Origin of the sequence: Litorimonas sp., assembly GCA_029936425.1 — a bacterium.
Taxonomy (GTDB): Bacteria; Pseudomonadota; Alphaproteobacteria; order Caulobacterales; family Maricaulaceae; genus Litorimonas.
Genome location: JAPYSU010000189.1, coordinates 1 through 1,001 on the forward strand (window position 1 = coordinate 1; position 1,001 = coordinate 1,001).

Consider the following 1,001-nt stretch of genomic DNA (forward strand, 5'->3'; position numbering starts at 1 on the left):
GGATTCCTGCTGGCGGTATTCAGGAGGCCGACCAGGGAGGCGAACTTCGAGATGGTGTCCGGGGAACCGATGTTGCTTATGCTGCTGGTGCTGCCGATGCTGAAGGGGATGAAGATGGTGTTGCGGGTGACGCCCACTGTGGACTGCACAGTGGGGCTGCTGCTGCTGCTGATAACGAAACCATTTCATGCAACGAGTTGCAACGGTCTGGACATTTGGAGGAAAATTGGGACAAGCAAGATCTGAAAACAAATAAAAATGAAACAGATAAGCTGGTCAACAGAGAGTCTTGGAGGTCACTTTTGGATGTTGCTGCGGGAAGCGACTGTGGCATACTAAACTCAATTATAAAGATGAAAGTGAAAGGGGAAAGTTTCAACAGATTTTTGGACAATGAAATTATGTTAATTGAGAAGAAAGCTGGACAGGTATTGAATGCCGCACTTATCCATTTGGAGGAAGCAAAGGTTAATTTCTGCCAGAATGAACTCGATGAAAATTTAATAAACAAAACGAGGATGAATGATTACACAGAAAAGGTTGATGAAAAGCTATCAATGAAAACTGGACAGTCACACGATATTACGAGCGACCAGCTTCAGATTGTCGTTGGTGGGCTTGATGCGGACGGACAAGCCGGTCTCAATCTTGATGAACCAAGCGAGGGCGAAGGACCCAAGCAGGGTGCATGGAAAATGCAGGGAAGGGGCCGGGGGTAAAAGTTGGAGGAGGCGAGAAAAAAAAAAGGGATTCGCAGCCCAGTATTAAACTGTTTGTAAATCGTACAGCAGTGATGATACGCGGCAATACACTTTACTGTACTCTGCATGTTCAAACAGTAACAAATCAGTGGCAGTATTTACACTTCATACTGCAACCCACCTAACTTTCCACTGGATACAATACTCAGAGGTTTCCAGTTGGAGCTGTGAACAACTTTTCTCTCTCCTCATCTTTCAAAGTTATTTCATTCACCACCTACATTACATCCTCTATCATTC

General features: G+C 45.1%; 1 protein-coding gene. It reads left to right on the forward strand.

The window, feature by feature from the left end; all coding sequences use genetic code 11:
• A partial coding sequence (locus tag ACN0IC_RS15885) for a hypothetical protein (RefSeq protein WP_416879707.1) occupies window positions 1–719 on the forward strand: 719 nt, incomplete at its 5' end.
• Between the last annotated feature and the right edge of the window lie 282 nt (window positions 720–1,001).